Here is a 23,378-nt window from a genome sequence, read left to right as displayed (position 1 = left end):
GTAGCGGCTACCTCATTCGGCACAAAGAGGCCGGGTTAAAAACAATAACAACGAAAGGTACTTCTTATGCCTAGCGAACCCACTGGATCCTCCGTCGACTTCGAAAAAGTCGGCACCGACTACTTCCAACAACGCGAACTTAAAAAAGGCGCCGCCGGCTGGGTGCTGCTGGTCGGCCTCGGCGTTGCCTATGTCATCTCCGGCGACTATGCCGGCTGGAACTTCGGCCTGGCCCAGGGTGGCTGGGGCGGGATGTTCCTGGCCACCTTGCTGATGGCCACCATGTACCTGTGCATGTGCTTTTCCCTGGCCGAACTGTCTTCGATGATCCCTACCGCCGGCGGTGGCTACGGCTTTGCCCGCAGCGCCTTTGGCCCTTGGGGCGGGTTCCTCACGGGCACCGCGATCCTGATCGAATACGCCATCGCCCCCGCCGCCATTGCGGTATTTATCGGCGCGTATTGCGAGTCGCTATTCGGCATCGGCGGTTGGATGATTTACCTGGCGTTCTACATCATCTTTATCGGCATCCACATCTTTGGTGTCGGTGAAGCCCTGAAGCTGATGTTTGTAATTACTGCCGTCGCCGCGATTGCCCTGGGCGTATTTCTGGTGGCCATGGTGCCGCACTTCAACGTCGCCAACCTGCTGGATGTCCCGGTAACCGAAGCCAAAGGCGCCAGCACCTTCCTGCCATTCGGCTATGTGGGTGTGTGGGCGGCAATTCCCTATGCCATCTGGTTTTTCCTCGCGGTCGAGGGCGTGCCGCTGGCCGCCGAAGAAACCAAAAACCCGAAACGCGACCTGCCGCGCGGCCTGATCGGCGCCATTGTGGTGCTGACCAGTTTTGCCCTGCTGATCCTGGTGATCGCACCGGGCGGCGCCGGCACTTACGCGCTGATCAAGTCCGGCAACCCGCTGGTTGAAGCGCTGGCCTTGGCCTACGGCGGCTCCACGTGGATGGGCAGCTTCGTCAACCTGGTTGGCCTGGCCGGTCTGATCGCGAGCTTTTTCTCGATCATCTATGCCTATTCGCGGCAGATCTTCGCCTTGTCCCGCGCTGGTTACCTGCCACGCAAACTGTCCCAGACCAACAAAAGCAAGGCGCCGGTGCTGGCACTGGTGATCCCTGGCATCATCGGTTTTGGCTTGTCGCTGACCGGCCAGGGGGATTTGCTCATCCTGGTGGCGGTGTTTGGCGCGACGATTTCCTACGTGCTGATGATGGCCGCGCACATCACCCTGCGCATCCGTCGCCCCAAAATGGACCGTCCGTACCGCACGCCGGGTGGCATCTTCACGTCAGGCGTTGCACTGGTACTGGCCTGCGTGGCCGTGGTGGCGGGCTTTCTGGTGGATCCACGGGTGGTGATTGGCGCCGCGATCATCTATGGAGTATTAATTGCTTACTTTGCTTTCTACAGCCGGCATCACTTGGTAGCAGGCACGCCCGAAGAGGAATTCGCGGCGATCCAGGCCGCAGAGGCCGCCTTGCACTAAATGCCGTAAACCTCGACGCGGGCAGCAGCCCGCGTCGTCAAGGAGACACTGTATGGCAAGCTTTTCCCACGCGGTAGGTGCACAAACCTACCGCTTCGACAGCCTCAAGGACGTGATGGCCAAGGCCAGTCCCGCACGTTCCGGGGACTTTCTCGCCGGCGTCGCGGCACAGAACGACGGCGAACGGGTGGCCGCGCAGATGGCGTTGGCGAATATCCCGCTGAAACACTTCCTGGAAGAAGTGCTGATTCCGTATGAAAGCGACGAAGTCACCCGACTGATTATCGACACCCACGATAAACAGGCGTTTACGGCGGTCAGCCACCTGACCGTCGGCGGCCTGCGCGACTGGCTGCTCAGCGACGCCGCCGATGAACAATCCCTACGCGCATTGGCGCCAGGGCTGACACCGGAAATGGCGGCCGCCGTGTCCAAGATCATGCGCGTGCAGGACCTGGTGCTGGTGGCGCAGAAGATCCGCGTGGTCACGCAGTTTCGCGGCACCATGGGCCTGCGCGGGCGGCTATCCACACGGCTGCAACCCAACCATCCGACGGACGAACCAGCAGGTATCGCGGCGAGCATCCTTGATGGCCTGCTCTACGGCAACGGCGACGCCATGATCGGCATCAACCCGGCCACCGACAGCATCGCCTCGATCTGCGCCATGCTGGAAATGCTCGACGCGATTATCCAGCGCTATGAGATCCCGACCCAGGCCTGCGTGCTGACCCACGTCACCACCTCCATCGAAGCGATCAACCGTGGCGTGCCGCTCGACCTGGTGTTTCAGTCGATTGCCGGCACAGAGGCCGCCAACGCCAGTTTCGGCATCAGCTTGAGTGTGCTGCAGGAAGGTTACGACGCGGGCTTGAGCCTCAATCGCGGCACGCTGGGCCAGAACCTGATGTATTTCGAAACTGGCCAGGGCAGTGCCTTGTCGGCCAACGCGCACTTTGGCGTCGACCAGCAAACCTGCGAAACACGCGCCTATGCAGTGGCGCGGCACTTCAAGCCGTTCCTGGTGAACACCGTGGTCGGTTTTATCGGCCCCGAGTACCTGTACAACGGCAAGCAAATCATTCGCGCGGGCCTGGAAGACCACTTCTGCGGCAAGCTGCTGGGCGTGCCGATGGGTTGCGATATCTGCTACACCAACCACGCCGAAGCCGACCAGGATGACATGGACACCCTGCTGACCCTGCTGGGCGTGGCCGGGATCAACTTCATCATGGGCATCCCCGGTTCCGACGACATCATGCTCAACTACCAGACCACCTCGTTCCACGACGCCTTGTACGCCCGCCAGACCCTGGGGTTAAAACCGGCGCCGGAGTTTGAACAGTGGCTGGCGAAGATGGGCATCTTCACGCAAGCCGACGGCAAGGTGCGCTTCGGCAACAGCTTGCCACCGGCGTTTCGCCAAGCCTTGGCGCAACTGGGATGAAGGAGCCGCCCGTGCAACTAGACCTGCCTGACAACCCATGGCTGGAACTGCGCCGCCTGACGCCGGCGCGTATTGCCCTGGGCCGAACCGGCACCAGCATCCCCACCAGCGCGCAATTGGACTTCCAATATGCTCACGCCCAGGCGCGGGACGCGGTGCACCTGCCCTTCGACCACGCGGGCCTGAGCAGTCAACTGGCAGAACGCGGACGCGATAGTTTGTTACTGCACAGCGCTGCTGCCGACCGGCACAGCTACCTGCAACGCCCGGATTTAGGGCGGCGCCTCAGTGATGAGTCGGCCCAGGCACTGCGCGACCATGCCTCGGCCAATCCCGGCGGTGTGGACCTGGCGGTGGTGGTAGCCGATGGTTTATCGGCGCTGGCGGTGCATAAACACACCCTGGCGTTTCTTACACGCATGGAGGAACAAACCCACGCTGAAGGCTGGTCTTTGTCGCCCGTCATTTTGGTGGAGCAAGGCCGCGTGGCGGTGGCGGATGAAATCGGGCAATTGCTCGGTGCCAGGATGGTGGTGATCCTGATTGGCGAACGGCCAGGGCTCAGCTCGCCGGACAGCCTGGGGCTGTATTTCACCTACAACCCCAAAGTGGGCCTTACTGACGCCTATCGCAATTGCATCTCCAACGTACGCCTGGAAGGACTGAGTTACGGCATGGCGGCCCATCGCTTGCTGTATCTGATGCGAGAGGCGTGTCGTCGGCAGTTGTCGGGGGTCAATCTCAAGGACGAAGCGCAGGTTCAGACAATCGAATCCGACGATCCGGACCTGATGAAAGGCAATTTCCTGCTCAGTTCACCGGATGACTGATTGATGGGCGATTGCGCTTTTTCACGCCATTAGGCAGCATCGAGTCACGGCCGCTTGCGTGGTCATACCCAATCTGGAAGTTGAGGCCTGGCATGCGGATTACTCAAGCGACCCTGGAACACCTGGACCTGTTGACCCCGTTGTTCGTCAAATACCGCGAGTTTTATGGCGCCTTGCCCTTCCCGGACTCCTCACGGGCCTTTCTGGAAAAACGCCTGCGCCGCAAGGAGTCGGTGATTTACCTGGCCCTGGCGGACGATGACGATAAAAAGCTGCTTGGATTTTGCCAGCTGTACCCCAGCTATTCGTCGCTGTCGCTGAAGCGGGTGTGGATTCTTAATGACATCTACGTGGCGGAAGACGCGCGCCGCCAGTTGGTGGCGGATAACCTGATGCGCACGGCGAAGAAGATGGCCAAGGAGACATATGCGGTGCGGATGCGGGTGTCGACCAGCAGTGACAATGAAGTGGCTCAGAAGACCTATGAGTCGATCGGGTTCCGTGAGGATACTGAATTCAAGAACTACACGCTGCCGATCAGTGAAGACTGAAACCTGAATACTTCAAACACTACAATTCCCCTGTGGGAGCGGGCTTGCTCGCTCCCACATTTGGATGTGTGGTGATCTGCGGACCGCGTGCCACGACATCCCCCGCTACAAAACCAACACGCTTTTCACCCCTCTATCCGTATAATGCGCACCTTTCAGGGTTGTAAGAAATGCGGCATACATTTGTAGCCTTATTACCCGAGCTTCCGCACAGGCCTGCAGAACCGGGCCATTCACACAGGTGCCATCCATGGATTTCAACCCGCTCGACCTTATCCTGCATCTCGATGTTTACCTCGACCTGCTGGTAACCAATTACGGTCCGTGGATCTACGCCATTCTGTTTCTGGTCATTTTTTGCGAAACCGGCCTGGTGGTCATGCCGTTCCTGCCCGGTGATTCGTTGCTGTTTATCGCCGGCGCCGTGGCCGCTGGTGGTGGCATGGACCCGGTCTTGCTGGGCGGCCTGTTGATGCTGGCGGCGATTCTTGGCGACAGTACCAATTACGTCATCGGGCGAACGGTGGGCGAACGTTTGTTCAACAACCCCAACTCGAAAATCTTCCGTCGCGATTACCTGCAAAAAACCCATGATTTCTATGACAAGCACGGCGGCAAAACCGTGACCCTGGCGCGCTTCCTGCCAATCCTGCGCACCTTCGCGCCGTTCGTCGCCGGCATCGCGAAAATGCCCTACGCACGGTTCTTTGGTTTCAGCGTGCTGGGCACCATCCTCTGGGTGGGCGGCTTGGTCACCTTGGGCTACTTCTTTGGCAACGTGCCGTTCATCAAGAAAAACCTGTCGCTGCTGGTGGTGTTTATCATCCTGCTGTCGCTGGTGCCGATGATCATTGGTGTATTGCGCAGCCGTTTTGGCCGCACCTCCTCCGAAGCCAAGTCGCAGTAAGCGACGATGTGGTCCCTCAGCGCCTGGCGTCGCCAGCGCTTGCTGGCCAGGCACCCGATTGCCGATGAGACCTGGCAGCGGGTGCGCCAGCACCTGACCTTCCTCGACGGCATCGCTGCGGAGCAGGACCAGTGGCTGCGCGAAGCCTGTGTGGTGTTCCTCGTCGAAAAACACCTCACCGCCCTGCCCGGCGTCGAACTGCACCAGGAACAACGCCTGCTGCTCGCCGCTCAGGCGCAACTGCCGCTGATGAACCTCGGCGACCTCGATTGGTACCAAGGCTTCCACGAAATCGTGCTGTACCCCGACGACTTCGTCAGCCCCCAGCGCCATCGCGACAGCAGCGGCATCGAACACGAATGGGACGGCGAACACAGCGGCGAAGCCTGGCAACAAGGCCCGATCATCCTCGCCTGGCCCGGCGTACTCGCCAGCGGCCACTGGGAAGGCTACAACCTGGTGATCCACGAGCTGGCACACAAGCTCGACATGCTCAACGGCGACGCCAACGGCCTACCACCGCTGCACCACGACATGCGCGTGCAGGATTGGGCCAGCGTGATGCAAAGCGCCTACGACGACCTCAATCGCCAGCTGGACGCCAACCCGGACGCCGACACCGAGATCGACCCCTACGCCGCCGAAAACCCGGCGGAATTCTTTGCCGTCACCAGCGAATATTTTTTCAGCGCCCCGGATTTGCTGGTGAACAGTTATCCACAGGTGTACGCGCAACTCAGCCGCTTTTATCGCCAGGATCCCTTGGCCCGCCTCACCGAACTGCAGGCCAGCGACCCACGTTATCAGCCACAAGGCGAATGACCGTACGACGTCTGGTGCATGGCATCGGCGTCAGAATGTGCCTATAATCGCCGCCACTTTTAGGCCAATCCGGCCAAGTTTCTTGGCCAATTAACGGGGGCAACGCCCAATGAGCTACAGCAAGATTCCGGCTGGCAAAGACCTGCCGAACGACATCTACGTCGCCATCGAGATTCCGGCCAACCACGCGCCGATCAAATACGAAATCGACAAAGACAGCGACTGCCTGTTCGTTGACCGTTTCATGGCCACCCCGATGTTCTACCCGGCCAACTACGGTTTCATCCCGAACACCCTGGCTGACGACGGTGACCCCCTCGACGTGCTGGTTGTAACCCCTTACCCGGTTACCCCAGGCTCGGTTATCCGCGCACGCCCAGTCGGCATCCTGAACATGACCGACGACGGCGGCGGCGACGCCAAAGTAATCGCAGTGCCACACGACAAGCTGTCCCAGCTGTACGTGGACGTGAAGGAATACACCGACCTGCCGCCCCTGTTGCTGGAGCAGATCAAACACTTCTTCGAGAACTACAAAGACCTCGAAAAAGGCAAATGGGTGAAGATCGACGGTTGGGGCGACGCAGAAGCCGCTCGTGCCGAAATCATGAAGTCGGTCGCGGCCTACAAAGGCTGACACCTGCTCCTCATTGCCTCGGCAATTGAAAAAGCCCCGATCATTCGGGGCTTTTTTTGTGGGAAAAATTAAACGACACGTTCAACTCTTTATAAGTAATGTTTAACTAGCGAGCGAATCCGAAGTATTGAGCTACAACTAAGCAAAAACCTACAGGCGCAACTCAACGCATGGTTTATTTGATCTGTAAATCCCGCCAGTAAACTCTGCGTTTATGAATACATCAGGTGATCGTTTAAAAGCGCTACTGCGGGAAGTTCATCTTTCCGCCTCCGACTTCGCCAAGAACCGTGGTGTCACGCCTCAACACGTGAACAACTGGTTCAAGCGCGGTGTACCCATGGGCCGACTCAACGAGATCGCAGAACTGCTGTGCATCTCCAGCCGTTGGTTGCGCACCGGCGAGGGCCCCAAACACCCACCGGCCAACTTCCTGCTGGAAGGCCCGGACACCCGAAAAGGACTGCCCTCAACCCGCGAAGGAAGCGGCAAATACCTCACAGGCCCCGCCTGCCCTCCAGAAAAAATCGACGTGGAGATCGACCTCCACCCCTCATTCACCTCCACCGAACGCATCCGCGTCTCCCTGCACACCCTCCAAACCCTCACCGTAAACCCCGACCGCGCCCTGGGCGCCTACATGGTCGACAACAGCATGATCGACATCATCCAACAAGGCGCCACCCTCGCCATCGACCGAGGCCGCACGCAACTCATCGACGGCGAAATCTACGCCGTTGAACACGACGGCATGCTGCGCATCAAATACCTCTACAACCGACCTGGCGGTGGTTTGCGCATGCGTAGCCACAATGCCAGTGAACACCCGGACGAATACCTCACGCACGAGCAACGCTTTGAACAGAACTTCCAGATTCTGGGGTGGGTGTTCTGGTGGTCCACTCTGAACAACCGCCGGCCCCCAGTGCCGCTGGATGAACACCTCTTGGGCTGGGAAGGCTCTAAATCGGAGCCGGAGGTGGGCATTTGAAATGAATGTGGGTATCATGCGCCGCACATTTGGCAGGGGGTGGCTTTGCGCTATCCACCCTGCTCGGCGATGCGGAGGCGTTCCCGCGGATGCCCCTACTATTCAGCCTGACGCAATGTGGGCTGAGCGATTTGAAGGCTGGTGAGGTTTGTCAAAAACAAGCTGAGGCAGTCCCCGAGAAGCCGGCCACAAGCCGGCTTTTTAATGCCTGTAAAAATCACAAACCAATTGTCCAACAGCTGTTGGACAACTGGATAAGCAAAGGCGGGCCTCCTAGCGACCTGACCGATTATCAAGCCGCATCAGTTGGGCTGCATACACTCCACCGCCCGATCCGCCACCATCTTCGCCATCTCCACCAAGTGCATCACCGCTCTATGCGGCGCACCCAGCGGTTCACCAAGCGCCTGCGACGTGGCCACTGCAGTAACTCAGCCACACGCACCCAGGCATCCTCAAAGCTCAGTTCTTCATTAACGGTAAATGGGTGAGTCGCGCCCGATGATGGCGAATCTGAAACAACGTTATCCATAGCAAAACTCCAATCGATAATTTGGAGCTGCACTGATCTGGCGGATCGTTCATCGCGACAATCTGCCCTGGATTCTGGACAACGGCCTGCACTGCGCCAGCGCCGAGTTGCAGGCACCGCAGTACGTGAACATCGGCAACGTTGACTTAATCGACAAGCGCCGCACGCGCTGCGTACCCATTGCACCTGCAGGTGTCTTGTCCGACTACGTACCCTTCTATTTCACCCCCTTCTCTGTGATGATGAAAAACATTCACTCCGGGTGGAGCGTTCAGCAGCGCAACAACGAAGAGATCGTAATTCTGGTCTCAAGCCTGCACCGCGTGGCCGAGCTTGGCTTACCGTTCGTCTTCACAAACGCACATGCGTACCCGGATTGGACAGACTATTACAGCGATCTGGCGAGTCTCCATGAGATCGATTGGTCTATCCTTCAAAGACGCGACTTCAAACGCGATCCAGATGACCCTCGAAAGATGGAGCGCTATCAGGCAGAAGCGCTGATTCACCACCACCTACCGATTACAGGACTCCTTGGCATCATGTGTTACACCGATGCAACGAAAAAACGTATAGAGCAGGACGTTGCCGCTAGAGGTCTGACGTTGTCTGTTCATGCGCGTCCGGGATGGTATTTCCAATGATCAGATTCACCCAGGGCAACCTTCTGGAAGCCAACACCGAAGCCCTCGTCAACACGGTGAATACCGTAGGTGTGATGGGTAAAGGTATTGCGCTGATGTTCAAAGAGCGGTTTGCGGAGAACTATCGCTTGTACGCGGCCGCCTGCAAGGCTGGTGAGGTGGAGACCGGTAAAGTTCACGTAACCGCTGTCAACGAATTGGAAGGTCCTCAATGGATCGTTAACTTTCCGACCAAACGTCACTGGCGATCACCGTCGCAGATGGCATGGATAACCGAAGGCCTGCACGACTTACGTCGTTTTTTGATCGAAAACCATGTGAAATCTGTAGCGGTTCCGCCGCTGGGTGCAGGTAACGGAGGTCTCAAATGGCCGGAAGTACGTGAGCAGATTATTGACGTCTTAAGCGATCTGGATGTTGATGTGTTGGTATTCGAGCCTTCCAATCAATACCTGAATGTCGCGAAGCGCACCGGCGTGGAGAAACTCACGCCGGCCCGCGCACTCATTGCGGAACTGGTTCGGCGTTACTGGGTTTTAGGTATGGAATGTAGCCTGCTTGAGATTCAGAAACTGGCCTGGTTTCTGGAACGCGCTATCGAGAAGCGGCCAGATCTTAAGAACCCACTGGACCTTCAGTTTGTTGCTCATAAATACGGGCCGTATGCCAATCGATTAGAGCATCTGCTTAACAACCTGGATGGTAGTTATCTGCATTGCGATAAGCGCATCGGTGATGCGGAAAACAGTGATGTGATCTGGTTCGACCAAGACCGCAAAGCCTTTCTACAAACCTATCTTAAAACAGAAGCCAAGGAATACTCCGAAGCCCTGGAGTGCACTGCCGAATTGATTGACGGCTTTGAGTCCCCGTTTGGTATGGAACTGCTGGCGACAGTCGATTGGTTGCTGAGTCGGAAAAATATCCCCCCTACCATCTCTGCTGTGCGCGAGGCATTGAAAAATTGGGAGGGTGGAGTCGGTGCTGGTGCTCGTAAAAACAAGCTGTTCGACGATCAAGCGCTTGAGATCGCACTGAAACGGCTTACGCACAACCACTCCAATGCTCAGATGGCTACCTGCTGAGCCGCGCAATCTTCGAGATGCTCAGAATCCTGCCCGCTGGCGCGGGCATTTACCCAATTATTGAGTCGTGTCCAGTCAATACTGACTGAGGAGCTCGGCGGATTTTCTCAATCCAATATCAAATGCGGCAAAAACCGACTCGAATCCTTGGTAATCAAACTATTATCCTCGCGCACCCCAATCCCCGCCGCCTGATCACCAATCACCCAAGACCCAATCAACGTATAGCTGTCCCCAAACTTCGGCAGCGGCGCAAACTCTTGAAGAATGAACGGCGCATCCGTATAGGGGCCATCCTCCTTCACAATCAGCCCGTCCGCCGTTTGCAGCTCGATGTTGGCCCCTTCCCGCGAGAAGAACGGCTTGCGCACCCAGCCCTTTGGCACGGCTTTACCCGGGTCGGTATCCAGGTGGGACGCCAGCAAATTCGGATGCCCTTTATTGAATTCCCACAACAGCGGCAGGATGCCTTTGTTGGAAATAATGGACTTCCAGGCCGGCTCGAAAAACTGCGTATCACTCTGGGCAATCGCCGAGCCGAAGGGCTCGTGGAAGATGAATTCCCAGGCGTGCAGTTTGAACAGGTGGGGGATCCAGCGGTCCTCGAGGTCGACGAAGCGGCCTTCGGCTGTCAGGCCGATGTCTTCGATGTCGATGTGGCGTGATTCGATGCCGACTTTTTCCGCGACGAGGCGCAGGTAGTCGGTGGTGCCTTTGTCTTCGATCGAGTCTTTCATCGAGGCGAAGTAGAAAGGTTGGTTGATCTGCAATTGGGCGAAGGCCTGGTGCAGTTTGGTGTCGATGCTGTTGAACTGATCGGCGTGCTTGGGCAGCAGGCCGCGTTCGATGCATTGTTCCAGCCAGCCCCACTGGAACGCCGCCGCTTCGTACAGGCTGGTGGGGGTGTCGTAGTTGAGTTCAAGCAGCTTGGCGGGCCCAGTGCCGTTGTAGGAGAAGTCCATGCGCCCGTACAGGTGCGGGTGACCTTCGAGCCATGAGGTTCGAATCATGTCGTAGAACGGCGCGGGGATGCTCAGGCGGTCCAGCAGTTCCTCGCTGTGGACCACGCGGGCCACGAGGTCCATGCACATGTCATGGATCTCGGTGGTCGGGTCTTCGAGGTCTTGCTCGATTTGCTTGAGCGTGAACTGGTAGTACGCGCGCTCGTCCCAGTAGGGTTCGTCGTCGATGGTGTGGAACAGGAAGCCGAGGCTGTCGGCGGTCTGTTTCCAGTCATGACGCTCTGCGCAATGGATCTTCTTCATGGCCCGGTTTCCTTAACTGCTCGACCCGCCGCCGCTCCAGCCGCTGCGTGCGCTGGCCTTGCTGCCGAAGCCGCCACGGGAGGTGGCCGACGATACGGCACTGGACGCGCTGGAGGAGCGCAGCGTGTTCGAGTAATTGCTGCTGCCGTACCGTGCCTGATTCGAGCGGCCGAATGTCGCCCCGCTGGAGGCTCGCTGACTCAGCGTCGAGGAACCATAACTGCCGCGATCGTCGCGGTAGCGATACACCGGCTCAGAGCGGTAGCTGTTGCGGTTGTTGCTCAGCATGTTGCCGATCAGCAACCCCGTCAGCAGGCTGCTGGTGGAGAAGCCTGAGCCGCCGCTCGCTTGCGATTCGCCCGTTTGCGCCTTGGCCGCGTCAACCTGGGATTGCGTGACTTGGCCTTCGGCGGTCAGTTCGAAACCACCCAGCTTGGGGATGAACTTGCCGGCGGAGTCTTGCTGGCACCAGTCGGCGACAAAGTCGGCGTCGCAGTCGGCCTGGCTGTCGTACACCGGTGCAATGCGGCGGTGCTCGGCCATGGCCTTCATGTAGGCGTCCGAGCAGACGTCCACCGGTAGCTTTTCATCGGCGCACTGCTGAACAGACTGGAAGTTGTACTTCTTCTGCAACTCGTAGGTTTTTTCCGTCGGCCCGCAGCCGGATATCGCCATGGCGACCGACGCTGCCAGCGAAAGCTGGACGTACTTGCTTCGTTTCATCGGGAGCTCCGTGCGCAATCAGTTCTGGGAAGGCGTCATGCAGGCGGCGTTCAACATGCCGACGCTGATGGCCACGGCTGCCACGTAGATACCGGCCGCGAGTTCACCTTTTTTGATACGTTCGGAAGTGCCTTTGAGTACCAGGCTGGTCACCAGAAACGCCAACAGTTGGACGAGGGCGGCGATCACGGCCCAAACGACAAAGTCGAGGAGGCTGATCGAGAAGGCAATCACATTGCTGGCCGGAATCGCGAAACCGATGATGGCACCGCCCAGCGCGACCGCAGCCGACACGTTGCCCGCACGGATCAGTTCGAATTCCTTGTGCGGGGTGACGCGGGTGTAGATGAACTGGAACAGCGCGAACAGCACGGCGGCACCCAGGATGTAGGTGACAAACCCGAACACGGCGGGTTTATTCAGCGAGATGGACAGAGCTTCTAGCATGGATTTCTTCCTTTTTTCAGAGCGTATTCAGGTCGGTTGTGTACAGTGAAATGCCCAGCGAGGTGCTCAGGCTGACGGTGCCTTCAGCGTCTTCTTCAACGGAAAACAGCAGGAACTCCCGGCGATCGGTCAGGCCGGTATCGCGGGCGTACAACATCGAACGGTGCTCGACGGTGTAGGCACTCTCCGGATTGATCACCTGCTCGCTCATTGCCACTAATTCTGTCTGGCCCTCTTCGCTGCCCCACACGCGGCTGTATTCGACGCCGTTGTGCGTGTAGGTCGCCAGCCCGATCAGGCTCTGTGGACCTGCCAGCCGACGCAGTTCCGCCTCACTGCTGAGGGTGACGTAACTCAGGTAGTTGAACAGGATCACCGACTCGACCTGCCCGGCGATGTCACCCGTGGTGTGCACCTGCAGCCAGTAATCGTCGTCGTTCATGTAATAGCGCGACAGCCAGGTCGACTGCCCGAGGTCCACGGTGCCGTTGCTCCAGATTTCCTGGGAACCGGGGATGACCACGCTGGTTTTATCATCGAGCAACAATCGCAGGGTTGCGTCGAAGATCACGCCTTTACCCGGCGCCAGGCCCAGCGGGCCAGTGGTCGGCAGGGCTACGCTGGCTGTGCGGTTCGACGCGGTATTCGCGTTCGGGGCCTCAAGCCCCATCAACTGTTTAAGCCATCCCATTGGAGATTTCCTTGAGGCGTGTAGAGGCGATGTAAAAGAGTTCGCCGCCTTCAACGCGCGTGGCGCTGGGCGGGTTGATCGACGGTTGTTGGGCACCTTTGGCGCGGTAGCCGATGAGGGTGGCGTTGTGGTGTTCCTTCATCTGCGTGTACAGGTCGCCAAACGTTGCTTCAAAGGCCTCGGGCAATTTCATCAGGTATTGGGTGGCGCCTTGGCCCACGCACAGCAGCTCATTAATGACCACTGACGAGCCCGGGTCCTGAGAGGCTCGCACCAACATCTCGATCGCCATACTGGAGGTGCATTCCAGGCTCGGGGCGTAGGAGCTGGCAAGTGCGGCAATTTCACTTTCGTTGAAGTGCGCGACCACATGCCCCACAGGATTCAATTGATTCACCGCCAGCACAGTGGCCAGCGTCAAGTCGTCAGACGAAGTTCGCACCAGCACACGCTCGGCACCGGGCACGCCTGCACGCAGCAGTAACGCGGTGGAGGACAGGCTTTCGCCGCGGATGAATGCCGCTTTGCCGGGCATCGGGTTTTCTTCGAGGGTGCAATCGCAGATGACGATCAGGTTGTCGCTCGAGGTTTCGTCTTGCAGCAACAACTCAATGACCCGCTCGCTGGATGCGCCTTCCCAGCCAATGAGCACCGTATGGTCGACCTTGCCCGTGAAATCGCCTTTACCCTTCATGCCTTTTCTCCATGCATCGATGACACTGCTGGTGGTTTTGCCGATGGCTGCCGTCAACAGCGCAATGCCCCCGAGCATGACCCAGGAGGCCACGAAAATTCGTCCCGCCGAGGTCTGCGGCGCGAGATCGCCGTAGCCGACGGTGAGTGTGGTGGTGAGATAGAAGTAAATGAACGTGGCGGGAGCGGTGAGGTGCTGTTCGCCCAGAAACACCAGGCCCAGATAAGCCGTGCTCAGGTGGACGCCCAGGGCAATGACCAGACCTGCCCAGCCGAAGCGGTGAAAGAGGGAGGACGCGTACAGGCGCAGCAATAAAAAAATCGACATGTTGTCCCTGATTCCCTGGGTACTTGATTCCGGATGAGATCAGCGCCTGGGCGTCTGGAGGCTCAAGTGCGTTCACCGCGCATTAAACCTGCTGCGCGGCGCAGAGAGAAGTACTTTGGCTGCAATAAATCCAGCGAACGCACCAAACAGGTGACCTTCGAAGGACACACCCTGACGCGGCAGGAAGCCAAAGATCAGCCCGCCATACAGCAGAGCGACAACGCCGGCGGTTATTAGGTTGCTCCAGCTCCGATGAAACCAGGCGCGAGACAGGAGGTAGGCCCACAACCCGAATACCCAGCCGCTGGCACCCACGTGGACGCCTGCAAAACCGAACAGCCAGACCAACAAGCCGCCCAGCAGGATAATGATCGCGCTGACGCTGATGAACCGATTGAACCCTTCGAGGATGACCAGGGTGCCCAGTATCAAAAAGGCGATCAGGTTCGCACTCAGGTGAGCAAAGGATGCGTGCAAAAAGGGTGAGGTGAGAATGCCCGGCAGCCCGTACAGCGTTCTTGGGACCAGGCCGTATGCCATCAGGCTGTAACCGGTGGCTGCATTGAGTAGTTGCAGCGCGACCATCAAGAGGGCGAGGCCTGCGATTGTCTTGAAACCCTTCAGGGCATCCATCCTGACCTCGATATAAAAAAGGAAGGGCAGACCATGCCCTTCCTGTTGCCGCGTTGCTTAGTCGGCCGACTTTTGCTTCAGACGTTCCAGAATCGCATTGGCGCTGCCTTCGTTCGGCGTGATGCCGGCGTCGCGCAATTTACGCTCCAGATCGGTACCCGTCGAGGCGTCAGCCAGTTCGTCCTGGGCTTGCAGCTCAGCGGCGCGTTGCTGCTGCTTGGCTTGCAAGCGATTCAGCGTACCGACGGCGGTTTCCAGCTTGCCGTTGGCACCGCCACTGGCGATGGACGCGCTGACCTGGGCCTTCTGTACGCTGTCGCGCGCCTTGGCCATGTCCACTTGCTGACGCAGGCTTTTAATCCGGCTTTCAGCCTTGGTGATGTCCTTGCGCATGCTTTCAGCGTACCCACCGAACTCGGCGGCCTGCTTTTGCTCGACATCCAGTTCGTTGGTCAGGGTCGAAATGGCCTCGGCCACTTCCAGCGCCAGGTCTTCACGGTTGGCCTGGATAGCGGCCATCGCCTTGGACTCCAGATCCTTGATCTTGGCGTTGTACTCGCCGACGCGATCATTCGCCAGTTTGTGCTTGGCCATGATGCTGACCAGCTCACGCTTGGCGTTAGCCAGCGCGCTGTCGGCGTCGCGAATTTCCTGGTCGAGGATGCGCAGGGCTTGTTGATCGACAATCGATTCGCCGACTTCGTTGGCACCGCCACGCAGCGCGGTGAACAATTTGCTCCAGATGGACTGAGTCATTGGATATTCCCTACTGATTAGTTGAAGAAGCGTTCAAAGGCTTCGCTCGCGCGCTGCACGTTATCGACGAGGGTTTTTACCTCGGTCACGATGTTCGTCAAGCTGGAGTCGGAGCTCAACGCGCCGAACATGTTGTAAATAACTTGCCCGTTCGGCATGGACTCGATGCCGATCGAGGACAGCGGGAACATCTCCCGGCTGCGCAGCACGGCGTCATTGAAGGCAGGTACATCGTTGATGGACTCGACGTCGACCAGAACGGTGTCGACGATGATCTGCTCGCCGACCACCGCGATGTAAATCGGCAGGCCACCGAAGTCGTTCATTTCCAGCTTGATGCTGGACTCGGAACCTTGAACCAGAGAAAGCGTAATGTCGTTGGAAACCACGTCGTCCAGGGCCTGAAGTGCACTGAAGAGGCGATTGATGTTCCAGTTGGTACCTGCGCTCATGTAATTCTCCGACATGAATGAGCCAGCCAGAATCGGCTGGCGAAGCTGTTTCTCCATCTGCTTGAGCAGGCTTCGATTTTCGGGAAGCACCCAAGTCTCGTGTTTCACATAACCGGCGGCCGCCAGGCCCGCGCGCATCTGCTTCATATAAAAGCTCGACGGCTTTTTCGCAGGCGATTTCAAGCGCTCTCCCTTGCGGCTTGCTGAATCTGTATCGGGCCCAGCCGGCGGGCTCGATGGAGAGCTGCTTTTCATGGTACTGACCTCGTTGTGAAAAACTCACGCGTGAGAAACACTACAGGCAATTTCGACCATGCTCAAGAGCTCACGCGTGAGATTTTTGCGTTACGTTTTCCGGTCATCAAAAAGCGTCGACGAGCGATAGGCGCTCCCTAGGAAACGTCCTGCACGTAACAAAGATCAGCCCTGCTGGCCTTTGAAGATCACACCACACTCACTCCCGTGTTCCCCCCACCCACCTGTGTTCCCAGGTGACACCCTGCAACCTTACCCCCATCGCATAAACATCAGATGAAACGTCCTACACGCATATCTAAATAAACCGTTTAAACGCCAATTCCCCGACTCCCCTCGCCGCTGGCCCAAAACCTGCTTATTGCACACCGTACAATAAAGCCGGCCCAAGCCGGGCTCACCCTCAACCACTGCTGCGTAATGCAGCCTGGGGAATGCTGATGTCTACAACACCGCTTCACTCTTCCAACCATGGCTTGGCGCGATCGCTCAAGGAGCGCCACGTCATGTTGATCGCTATCGGCGGCATTATCGGGGCCGGGTTGTTTTTGGGGTCGGGCAAGGCGATTGCCACGGCGGGGCCGGCGCTGTTGCTGGCGTATGCGTTGTGTGGAGGGATGGTTTATCTGATTGCGCGGGCGCTGGGGGAGTTGTCGTTGTATCGACCCAGCAGTGGGTCGTTTGCGACGTACGCGGAGGAATTTTTGGGGCCGCGGGTGGCGTTTATCACGGGGTGGTCGTATTGGATGATCTGGATTCTGGTCGGGGTGCTGGAGGTGACCGGGATTGGTTTGTTGATGAAGTATTGGTACCCGGAGTTGCCGCAGTGGATTCCCGCGTTGGTCACTGTCGGCGTGTTGATGGTGATCAATCTATTTGCAGTGAAGACGTTTGGTGAGGTGGAGTTCTGGCTGGCGTTGATCAAGGTGTTGACGATTGTCGGGCTGATTGGGGCGGGGTTGGTGATTTTGTTGTTTGGGCTGGAGACGTCTGCGCAGACGACACCCTCAGTCGCGAATCTCTGGCAGCACGGTGGGTTTTTTCCGAATGGCTGGCATGGCTTCTGGTTCGCGGTGCCTGTGGCCGCGTTTACCTTTGCCGGGGTCGAGGTGATTGGTTTGGTGGCGGCGGAAACAGCCGAGCCGCAGCGCACATTGCCACGAGCGATCAATAGCATCCTGTGGCGCATGGCGATTTTTTACCTGGGGTCGACCGCTGTGATCATGGCGCTGTACCCGTGGAACCAGATCGACACCTCGCAAAGCCCGTTTGTGATGGTGTTCGACAGTATTGGGCTGGGTGTGGCGGCCGGATTCATCAATTTCGTGGTGATCAGCGCGCTGGCGTCCTCGTGTAATACCGGACTGTTTGCCACCAGCCGCATGTTGTTTGCACTGTCACATATCCGGCAGGCGCCGCGTCAGTTGCAGGTGTTGAGCCCGCAACGGGTGCCGGCCCGTTGCTTGATGGTGTCGACCGCCATTTTGCTAGTGGGGGTGCTGCTGAATTATTTGATCCCGGAGAGCATTTTCAGCCTGTTGATCACGGGAATCCTGGGCCTGTTGATTTGGGTGTGGATGGTGATCATCACCGCGCATATGGCCTATCGCCGTAAGGTGCAGCGCAGCGAGCTGGCAGAAGTGGATTACCGCCTGCCCTGGCCCAAGGTCAGCAGTGTGCTGGTGCTGGGTTACCTGGGCGTGCTGACGGTGTTGGTGATTCGCGACCCGGAAACGCGCGCGGCGTTTTACGTAGCGGCGGCGTGGTTTGGCTTATTGATGCTGGTGTATCCGAAACGTACTGCGTCGAAGGGGGTGAGTGATGCCTGGCAAGCTTGAGTTGGAGCGTTGCATTCAACGGTACATCCGGGCCAATCCAAAGAGTGCGCGCCAGTTGGAGTGGGCCGCGCAGGTGATGCCCGGCGGCAACACGCGCTCGGTGCTGTTTTATGAGCCGTTTCCGTTGGTGATGACAGGCGCCAGCGGGTGTTTTCTCGATGATCTGGATGGGCACCGCTACGTCGATTTTCTCGCGGAATACACGGCAGCGCTGTATGGACACTCCCATCCGGTGATCACCCATGCGCTGACAAAGGCGATGGCGAATGGGCTGAACCTGAGCGCCCATACGGAAGGGGAGGCGCGGCTGGCGACGCTGATTGTGGAGCGCTTCGGCTGCATCGAGCAGGTGCGGTTTACCAACTCCGGCACCGAGGCGAATCTGCTCGCGCTGGCGGCGGCGAAGGCCTACACCGGGCGCAGCGGAGTCATCGCGTTCAACGGCGGTTATCACGGCGGTGTGTTGAGTTTTGCCGGGACAAGCACGGCGATGAATGTGCCGCATCGGGTCTACTTGGCCGACTACAACGACCTGGACAGCGTCGAGCGTTTGTTGCATGAGCATGTCGACATTGCGGCCATCCTGGTGGAGCCGATGCTGGGTGCGGGCGGGTGTATCTGTGCCGCGCCGGGTTTTCTCGAAGGGTTGCGCAAAAGGAGCCACGCCCATGGCACGCTGCTGATCTTCGATGAAGTGATGACCTCGCGCCTGGCCCCCGGCGGCCTGCAGGAAAAGCTCGGCATCACCCCGGACCTGATCACGCTGGGCAAATACCTCGGCGGTGGTATGCCGTGCGGCGTGCTCGGTGGGCGGCGGGACATCCTCGCGCAGTTTGACCCGCGCCATGGATGCCTGTCCCATGCGGGCACGTTCAATAACAATGTGCTGACCATGGCGGCGGGCATCGCCGGACTGGAGCAGGTGTACACGCGCGAAGCAGCGTTGGAACTGAATGCCCGTGGCGACAGGTTGCGCGGCCAGCTCAATGAGGTGCTGGCGCCCATGCCGATGCAATTTACCGGGCAAGGATCGGTGATGAATCTGCATCCCACGGGCTTACCTATTCTTCGTCCTTCAGATATTCCAACGGAGCGAAACGACCTGCGCGACCTGTTCTTTTTTCACCTGCTCGAATGTGGGATCTACAGCGCGCGGCGCGGGTTGTTTGCGCTGAGTTTGCCGCTGACTGACCGCGAGCTGAGCCGACTGGTCACGGCCACGCAAGCGTTCGTCGAGCGCTACGGAGGGGATTGACGGCTATTGCGCAAGAGCGACAGCGAATCGGTGAACCGCTATCCTTTCGCCGTCGCTCAACCGGAACCCACAATAATGACCAGCAAAACCGCAAACCCACGAGGCAGGCGTAAAAAAACCGCTGGCGAAGATGCAAAGAGCCCACTGAACAAAGACGCGATCATCACCGCAGCCCTGACGTTGATCGATCGCGAAGGCCTGGACAAATGCAGCCTGCGCAACCTGGCCAGCAGCCTGGGTGTGTACCCGACGGCCATCTATTGGTACGTCTCATCACGCGAATTGTTGTTGAGCGAAGTGCTGGCCAAAGTCTTGGAGCACGTTGCGCCAGAGCCTCAGGAGCGCTGGCAGGACTACCTGCGTGCGGCGATGGTCAACTGCCATGATGCCGTGCACCAGCATCCGAACATCGCGCCGTTGTTGGGCTCGCAATTGGTGTCCAACGCCAGCACCGACTTCACGTTGGTCGAGGGTGTGTTGGCAGCACTGCAACAAGCGGGTTTCAGCGGCCCTTCCCTGGCCGCCGCCTACAATACGTTTATCGCTGCTCTTGCCGGTTTCACGACGCTGGAGTACGCACCATTGCCGGATAACACCGAGGCATGGCAATGCCAAGTGCAGGAGAAGCTGAGGGCCGTCGACGCAGAACAGCACCCCACTCTCGCGCAGAATATGGACCAACTGAGCAATCGCGGTTTCAGCCTGCGCTGGCAAAATGGCGTGCACGCCGCGCTGGATGAGAGCTTCACGTTCTACGTCGACACCCTCCTCTGCGGCCTGGAAACCCTGGCTGCCCGCCGCTGAAAATTCGCACAGCAAAACCAGACACGCCACTAATTGTACGACGTACAATTTATCGCTACAGTCCGCCACGCAAGAGCACCCCATGACCCGAATAACAACAACGTCAGAGGTCTTTTATCGTGGCGACTGCATTCAACGACGTGGCCCAGGGGCAACTGCTCTGGCAGCCCTCCCCTGAGCTTCTTCAACACGCCCGCCTCACTCATTACCTCAATTGGCTGAAGCACGAACGCACGCTCAGATTCGCCGATTATCACGGGCTATGGCAGTGGTCCGTCGATAATCCGGAGGCGTTCTGGCAATCGATCTGGGATCATTTTCACATTCAGGCCAGCAGCCCTCACCAGGCAGTGCTGGGTGACCGTGCGATGCCCGGTGCGCAGTGGTTTCCCGGCGCGCGACTGAATTTTGCCGAACACATTCTGCGCAATGAACGCGAAGGCGACGCGCTGCTCTTCCAGAGTGAAACGGTTGCCTTGCAAGGCCTGCCGTGGAGTGACTTCGCCCGTCAGGTTCGCATCCTGGCGACCTACCTACGGGAAGTGGGGGTGGTGCCGGGTGATCGAGTGGTGGCTTATTTGCCAAATGTTCCCGAGGCGATGATTGCGCTGTGTGCATGTGCAGCCATCGGCGCGGTCTGGGCCAGTTGCTCGCCGGATTTCGGTGCGGAGGGCGTGCTGGACCGGGTGCGGCAATTGTCGCCAAAGGTGCTATTGGCGGTGGACGGTTATCGCTATGGCGGTAAGGCGTTTGATCGACGCGAACAGGTCCGGCACATTGCCCGCGAGCTGGGCAGTATCGAGCACGTCATCGTGCTGCCAGCGCTGTTTCCCGATGAACCGCTGACGTTTGCGAACGCCATCGACTGGCGCGCCTTGCTCCTGCGTCCTACCGTGCCCGCAGCCGATTTCCACTGCGAACAATTGCCCTTCGATCATCCGTTATGGGTGCTGTTTTCTTCCGGCACGACTGGCTTGCCCAAAGCCATCGTACACAGCCATGGCGGGATACTTCTGGAGCAGCTGAAGGCACTGCATCTACACCTGGATTTTCGCCCCGGTGATGCAGCATTCATCTTCACCACCACCGGCTGGATGATGTGGAACACCTTGTTCAGCGCCCTGCTCTGCGGAGTACGGCCAGTGCTCTATGACGGCCATCCGACCTGGCCGAACATCGATACGCTGTGGCAGATCGTGCAGGACAGCCGCGCCAGCTTTTTCGGCACCAGCCCCACCTATATCGAGTTGATGAAACGCTACGACGTAGTGCCCCGTGAGCGCTTTGAACTGGGCGCGCTGCGCACCGTGATGCCGGTGGGCTCGCCGGTTTCGCCGCAATGCAATGCCTGGTTTTACCGCAACCTCAAAACGGACATCTGGGTGACCACAGGCAGCGGGGGCACGGACATTTGTACGGGGCTGGTAAGCGGCGTGCCGACACTGCCGGTGTATGCCGGTGAGATCCAGGCGCGCGCCCTGGGTGTGGCGGTTTATGCGTTTGATGAAAAGGGTCAGGCGGTGGTTGAACAGGTTGGCGAGCTGGTGGTGACGTCGCCCATGCCGTCAATGCCGGTGTACTTTTGGGATGACACTGGGGGCGAGCGCTACCGCGAAAGCTATTTCCACCCCTGGCCAGGGGTGTGGCGCCATGGGGATTTTTTCTTGCTCAATGCCCGCGGCGGTTGCCAGGTGCTGGGGCGTTCGGACGCCACGCTGAACCGCTTTGGGGTGCGGATCGGTACGGCAGAAATCTACCGGGCATTGGAGCCCATCGCAGAAATCGACGATGCGCTGATCGTGAATCTGGACCTGCCCGAAGGCGGTTTTTTCATGCCGCTGTTTGTAGAACTGCGTCATGGCGCTGTGCTGGACGACGCCTTGCAGCAGCGCGTGCGTGAATGCCTGCGCCAGGCGTGCACGCCCCGGCATGTACCGGACCAGATCCTCGCGGTGCCGCAGATTCCCCTGACGCTGACCGGTAAAAAAATGGAAGTGCCGGTGCGCCGAATCCTGATGGGACACGACCCGCAAAACGTCGCCAACCTCAGCGCCATGCGCGATCCGCAGGCGCTGGCGTTTTTCATCGAGTACGCCCGCCGGAGTCGTCAACCATGAAGAGCAAAGCCTTTATCGTCGGTGCCTACGAACACCCCACACGGCATGCGGTGGACCGCTCCCTCGCGCAATTGCACGCGGACGTGGCCCGCGGCGCCCTGGCAGATGCGGGGCTGAGCCTCAGCGATGTGGACGGCTACTTTTGCGCCGGCGACGTACCCGGTTGGGATGCACCGGGCGTGGGGCCTTTTTCCATGGTCGAGTACCTGGGCATTCATCCTCGGCACTTGGAGACCACAGAAAGCTGGGGTTCGTCCTACCTGCATCACGTCGCCCAGGCTACGCGTGCGATTGCCGACGGGCGCTGCACCGTTGCCCTGATCACCCAAGCCGGACGCCCGCGTGCCAGGCGCCAACGGCCGGACGCCAACCACCTCGATCAGCCCCAAACCACCTGCGAGGGCCCCTTTGAAATGCCCTACGGCGCCGCCGTGACCAACCTGTACGCGATGTGCGCGATGCGCCATCAGTACGAGCACGGTACCACCGCCGAGCAACTGGCCTGGATCAAAGTCGCAGCGTCGCACCATGCCCAGCACAACCCCTTGGCGATGTTGCGCAACATAGTGACGGTGGACGATGTGCTGAACTCACCGCTGATCGCCGCCCCATTGCGACGCTTGGATTGTTGTGTGATCAGCGACGGCGGTGGCGCGTTGGTGGTGGTTCATCCGGCCATTGCGCGGGCACTCAAGCGGCCGCTGATTACACCCATCGGTGCAGGTTACTCAATCAGTCATCTGAACGGCGGCTACTTCGACCTGCTGGCTTCGGGCGCGGTGAAGTCTGGCGCCGATGCATTCGCCGAGGCACGGCTCAAACCCAGTGACATCCGTTACGCCTCGCTGTACGACAGCTTCACCATCACCGTATTGATCCAGCTGGAAAACCTCGGCTTCTGCGCCCCCGGCGAGGGCGGCGCTTTCGTTGCCGACGGTAAATTGATCAGCGGCATGGGCCCGTTGGCGATCAATACCGACGGTGGTGGGCTGTGCAACAACCACCCCGGCAATCGCGGCGGCATGGCCAGGCTGATAGAGGCCGTGCGTCAGTTACGTGGCGAGGCACACCCCGCGGTGCAACGGCCTGACTGCGCGCTGGCCCTGGCCCACGGCACCGGTGGATTGCTGGGCTCAAGGCATGGCAGCGCTAGTCTCATTCTGGAGCGACTCTGA

Annotated in this window: 23 protein-coding genes and 1 pseudogene; 15 read left to right on the top strand and 9 right to left on the bottom strand. The window is 59.0% G+C overall.

Annotated elements, in window-relative coordinates:
- The first annotated feature begins 66 nt into the window (after positions 1-66).
- From eat to AACY52_RS08190, 8 genes are all read left to right on the top strand, one after another.
- Positions 67-1,500 carry an ethanolamine permease gene (gene eat, locus AACY52_RS08225; RefSeq protein WP_339436981.1) on the top strand — a complete coding sequence of 478 codons (1,434 nt, stop codon included), beginning with the start codon at positions 67-69 and terminating at the stop codon, positions 1,498-1,500.
- 52 nt (positions 1,501-1,552) lie between these two features.
- A complete protein-coding gene (locus AACY52_RS08220) occupies positions 1,553-2,947 on the top strand; it encodes an ethanolamine ammonia-lyase subunit EutB (protein WP_049711356.1) in 1,395 nt (464 codons plus the stop codon).
- Complete coding sequence (eutC, locus tag AACY52_RS08215; RefSeq protein ID WP_339416941.1) at positions 2,944-3,777, top strand: ethanolamine ammonia-lyase subunit EutC; 834 nt, start codon at positions 2,944-2,946, stop codon at positions 3,775-3,777. Before AACY52_RS08220 ends, eutC begins: the two co-directional genes overlap by 4 nt.
- A gap of 92 nt (positions 3,778-3,869) precedes the next feature.
- Positions 3,870-4,328, top strand: coding sequence for a GNAT family N-acetyltransferase (locus AACY52_RS08210; RefSeq protein ID WP_339416942.1), 459 nt, complete (start codon positions 3,870-3,872; stop codon positions 4,326-4,328).
- 250 nt (positions 4,329-4,578) lie between these two features.
- Complete coding sequence (locus AACY52_RS08205) at positions 4,579-5,235, top strand: DedA family protein (protein WP_339416943.1); 657 nt, start codon at positions 4,579-4,581, stop codon at positions 5,233-5,235.
- A 6-nt stretch (positions 5,236-5,241) separates the two neighbouring features.
- Positions 5,242-6,057, top strand: a complete 816-nt coding sequence (locus AACY52_RS08200; RefSeq protein ID WP_339427974.1) for a M90 family metallopeptidase — start codon at positions 5,242-5,244, stop codon at positions 6,055-6,057.
- Positions 6,058-6,166: 109 nt separating this feature from the next.
- Positions 6,167-6,694, top strand: coding sequence for an inorganic diphosphatase (ppa, locus tag AACY52_RS08195; RefSeq protein WP_049711351.1), 528 nt, complete (start codon positions 6,167-6,169; stop codon positions 6,692-6,694).
- A 214-nt stretch (positions 6,695-6,908) separates the two neighbouring features.
- Entirely contained in the window at positions 6,909-7,685 is a 777-nt protein-coding gene (locus AACY52_RS08190; RefSeq protein ID WP_339416946.1) for a S24 family peptidase, read from the top strand.
- Positions 7,686-7,987: 302 nt separating this feature from the next.
- Here the strand turns inward: AACY52_RS08190 and AACY52_RS08185 are convergent.
- Positions 7,988-8,217: pseudogene (locus tag AACY52_RS08185) on the bottom strand (hypothetical protein).
- Between the two features lie 32 nt (positions 8,218-8,249).
- On the opposite strand from AACY52_RS08185, the gene AACY52_RS08180 reads away from it, so the two are divergent.
- A complete protein-coding gene (locus AACY52_RS08180) occupies positions 8,250-8,861 on the top strand; it encodes a DUF4433 domain-containing protein (RefSeq protein ID WP_339437002.1) in 612 nt (203 codons plus the stop codon).
- Complete coding sequence (locus AACY52_RS08175; protein WP_339436982.1) at positions 8,858-9,946, top strand: macro domain-containing protein; 1,089 nt, start codon at positions 8,858-8,860, stop codon at positions 9,944-9,946. Before AACY52_RS08180 ends, AACY52_RS08175 begins: the two co-directional genes overlap by 4 nt.
- Before the next feature lie 107 nt (positions 9,947-10,053).
- On the opposite strand, the gene AACY52_RS08170 is transcribed toward AACY52_RS08175, so the two are convergent.
- The 8 genes from AACY52_RS08170 to AACY52_RS08135 form a co-directional block, all read right to left on the bottom strand.
- Positions 10,054-11,211, bottom strand: coding sequence for a glutathionylspermidine synthase family protein (locus AACY52_RS08170; protein ID WP_339416959.1), 1,158 nt, complete (start codon positions 11,209-11,211; stop codon positions 10,054-10,056).
- A gap of 12 nt (positions 11,212-11,223) precedes the next feature.
- Positions 11,224-11,934, bottom strand: a complete 711-nt coding sequence (locus AACY52_RS08165; protein ID WP_339560406.1) for a DUF1190 domain-containing protein — start codon at positions 11,932-11,934, stop codon at positions 11,224-11,226.
- 18 nt (positions 11,935-11,952) lie between these two features.
- Entirely contained in the window at positions 11,953-12,381 is a 429-nt protein-coding gene (locus tag AACY52_RS08160; protein WP_065873700.1) for a DUF350 domain-containing protein, read from the bottom strand.
- A gap of 16 nt (positions 12,382-12,397) precedes the next feature.
- Positions 12,398-13,072: a DUF2491 family protein gene (locus tag AACY52_RS08155; protein WP_339416962.1), complete on the bottom strand. Its 675-nt coding sequence runs from the start codon at positions 13,070-13,072 to the stop codon at positions 12,398-12,400.
- Positions 13,059-14,093, bottom strand: a complete 1,035-nt coding sequence (locus tag AACY52_RS08150) for an ion channel (protein WP_339416963.1) — start codon at positions 14,091-14,093, stop codon at positions 13,059-13,061. The genes AACY52_RS08155 and AACY52_RS08150 overlap by 14 nt, the downstream gene beginning before the upstream one ends.
- A gap of 72 nt (positions 14,094-14,165) precedes the next feature.
- A complete protein-coding gene (locus AACY52_RS08145; RefSeq protein WP_339416965.1) occupies positions 14,166-14,726 on the bottom strand; it encodes a rhomboid family intramembrane serine protease in 561 nt (186 codons plus the stop codon).
- 57 nt (positions 14,727-14,783) lie between these two features.
- Positions 14,784-15,482 (bottom strand): PspA/IM30 family protein, encoded by a 699-nt coding sequence (locus AACY52_RS08140; protein WP_339416966.1) that lies wholly within the window; start codon positions 15,480-15,482, stop codon positions 14,784-14,786.
- 17 nt (positions 15,483-15,499) lie between these two features.
- Positions 15,500-16,081, bottom strand: coding sequence for a YjfI family protein (locus AACY52_RS08135; protein WP_339417052.1), 582 nt, complete (start codon positions 16,079-16,081; stop codon positions 15,500-15,502).
- A 614-nt stretch (positions 16,082-16,695) separates the two neighbouring features.
- Here AACY52_RS08135 and AACY52_RS08130 point away from each other — a divergent pair.
- The 5 genes from AACY52_RS08130 to AACY52_RS08110 all read left to right on the top strand — a co-directional run bounded on the left by AACY52_RS08130 (position 16,696) and on the right by AACY52_RS08110 (position 23,378).
- On the top strand, positions 16,696-18,027 hold the full coding sequence (locus AACY52_RS08130) for an amino acid permease (protein ID WP_339416968.1): 1,332 nt from the start codon (positions 16,696-16,698) through the stop codon (positions 18,025-18,027).
- Positions 18,011-19,282 carry an aminotransferase class III-fold pyridoxal phosphate-dependent enzyme gene (locus AACY52_RS08125; RefSeq protein ID WP_339416969.1) on the top strand — a complete coding sequence of 424 codons (1,272 nt, stop codon included), beginning with the start codon at positions 18,011-18,013 and terminating at the stop codon, positions 19,280-19,282. The genes AACY52_RS08130 and AACY52_RS08125 overlap by 17 nt, the downstream gene beginning before the upstream one ends.
- 75 nt (positions 19,283-19,357) lie before the next feature.
- Complete coding sequence (locus AACY52_RS08120) at positions 19,358-20,086, top strand: TetR family transcriptional regulator (RefSeq protein WP_339416972.1); 729 nt, start codon at positions 19,358-19,360, stop codon at positions 20,084-20,086.
- Between the two features lie 119 nt (positions 20,087-20,205).
- Positions 20,206-22,203, top strand: a complete 1,998-nt coding sequence (locus tag AACY52_RS08115) for an acetoacetate--CoA ligase (protein ID WP_339438533.1) — start codon at positions 20,206-20,208, stop codon at positions 22,201-22,203.
- On the top strand, positions 22,200-23,378 hold the full coding sequence (locus tag AACY52_RS08110) for a thiolase domain-containing protein (protein WP_339416974.1): 1,179 nt from the start codon (positions 22,200-22,202) through the stop codon (positions 23,376-23,378). Before AACY52_RS08115 ends, AACY52_RS08110 begins: the two co-directional genes overlap by 4 nt.

It is taken from the genome of Pseudomonas sp. EA_65y_Pfl1_P113, from assembly GCF_963970525.1.
GTDB classification, from domain to species: domain Bacteria; phylum Pseudomonadota; class Gammaproteobacteria; order Pseudomonadales; family Pseudomonadaceae; genus Aquipseudomonas; species Aquipseudomonas tritici.
Note: the sequence above shows the minus strand (reverse complement) of the source record. Positions and strands in the feature narration are given on the sequence as shown.

Excerpts from the sequence above, each read along its gene's own strand:
- ppa (WP_049711351.1), top strand. The coding sequence starts at position 6,167 with ATGAGCTACAGCAAGATTCCGGCTGGCAAAGACCTGCCGAACGACATC.
- AACY52_RS08175 (WP_339436982.1), top strand. The coding sequence starts at position 8,858 with ATGATCAGATTCACCCAGGGCAACCTTCTGGAAGCCAACACCGAAGCC.
- AACY52_RS08160 (WP_065873700.1), bottom strand. The coding sequence starts at position 12,381 with ATGCTAGAAGCTCTGTCCATCTCGCTGAATAAACCCGCCGTGTTCGGG.
- AACY52_RS08125 (WP_339416969.1), top strand. The coding sequence starts at position 18,011 with ATGCCTGGCAAGCTTGAGTTGGAGCGTTGCATTCAACGGTACATCCGG.
- AACY52_RS08130 (WP_339416968.1), top strand. The coding sequence starts at position 16,696 with ATGTTGATCGCTATCGGCGGCATTATCGGGGCCGGGTTGTTTTTGGGG.
- AACY52_RS08120 (WP_339416972.1), top strand. The coding sequence starts at position 19,358 with ATGACCAGCAAAACCGCAAACCCACGAGGCAGGCGTAAAAAAACCGCT.
- AACY52_RS08210 (WP_339416942.1), top strand. The coding sequence starts at position 3,870 with ATGCGGATTACTCAAGCGACCCTGGAACACCTGGACCTGTTGACCCCG.
- AACY52_RS08140 (WP_339416966.1), bottom strand. The coding sequence starts at position 15,482 with ATGACTCAGTCCATCTGGAGCAAATTGTTCACCGCGCTGCGTGGCGGT.
- AACY52_RS08200 (WP_339427974.1), top strand. The coding sequence starts at position 5,242 with ATGTGGTCCCTCAGCGCCTGGCGTCGCCAGCGCTTGCTGGCCAGGCAC.
- AACY52_RS08165 (WP_339560406.1), bottom strand. The coding sequence starts at position 11,934 with ATGAAACGAAGCAAGTACGTCCAGCTTTCGCTGGCAGCGTCGGTCGCC.
- eutC (WP_339416941.1), top strand. The coding sequence starts at position 2,944 with ATGAAGGAGCCGCCCGTGCAACTAGACCTGCCTGACAACCCATGGCTG.
- AACY52_RS08145 (WP_339416965.1), bottom strand. The coding sequence starts at position 14,726 with ATGGATGCCCTGAAGGGTTTCAAGACAATCGCAGGCCTCGCCCTCTTG.
- AACY52_RS08220 (WP_049711356.1), top strand. The coding sequence starts at position 1,553 with ATGGCAAGCTTTTCCCACGCGGTAGGTGCACAAACCTACCGCTTCGAC.
- AACY52_RS08135 (WP_339417052.1), bottom strand. The coding sequence starts at position 16,081 with ATGAAGCAGATGCGCGCGGGCCTGGCGGCCGCCGGTTATGTGAAACAC.
- AACY52_RS08170 (WP_339416959.1), bottom strand. The coding sequence starts at position 11,211 with ATGAAGAAGATCCATTGCGCAGAGCGTCATGACTGGAAACAGACCGCC.
- AACY52_RS08110 (WP_339416974.1), top strand. The coding sequence starts at position 22,200 with ATGAAGAGCAAAGCCTTTATCGTCGGTGCCTACGAACACCCCACACGG.
- eat (WP_339436981.1), top strand. The coding sequence starts at position 67 with ATGCCTAGCGAACCCACTGGATCCTCCGTCGACTTCGAAAAAGTCGGC.
- AACY52_RS08190 (WP_339416946.1), top strand. The coding sequence starts at position 6,909 with ATGAATACATCAGGTGATCGTTTAAAAGCGCTACTGCGGGAAGTTCAT.
- AACY52_RS08155 (WP_339416962.1), bottom strand. The coding sequence starts at position 13,072 with ATGGGATGGCTTAAACAGTTGATGGGGCTTGAGGCCCCGAACGCGAAT.
- AACY52_RS08205 (WP_339416943.1), top strand. The coding sequence starts at position 4,579 with ATGGATTTCAACCCGCTCGACCTTATCCTGCATCTCGATGTTTACCTC.
- AACY52_RS08150 (WP_339416963.1), bottom strand. The coding sequence starts at position 14,093 with ATGTCGATTTTTTTATTGCTGCGCCTGTACGCGTCCTCCCTCTTTCAC.